We start from the raw sequence: 233 nt of genomic DNA, 5'->3' as shown, positions 1-233 counted from the left end.
CCTGTCTACCCGTATTTTCTGAGCTGCCTGGGCGGCAGCGAACATGAGGTCTTCTTGCGATAATCCAAGCTCAGTTTTCTGAGCTGCCTGGGCGGCAGCGAACTCCGCTGGTGGCCGATAGACGAACTCGAACCATTTCTGAGCTGCCTGGGCGGCAGCGAACAATAAACCGTCGCAATGGGCAGCTATCACGCTTTTCTGAGCTGCCTGGGCGGCAGCGAACGCTTCCAGCA

1 protein-coding gene is annotated in these 233 nt (G+C 57.9%); it reads right to left on the bottom strand.

What is annotated here, in order from left to right; translation table 11 throughout:
• The coding region (locus RMT89_RS45565; protein WP_315889624.1) for a hypothetical protein at window positions 1-233 on the bottom strand (233 nt) is incomplete at both ends.

The organism is Streptomyces sp. P17, assembly GCF_032436805.1.
GTDB lineage: Bacteria > Actinomycetota > Actinomycetes > Streptomycetales > Streptomycetaceae > Streptomyces.
The sequence above is the reverse complement of the archived record's forward strand: the minus strand, read 5'-3'. Positions and strand labels throughout refer to the sequence as shown.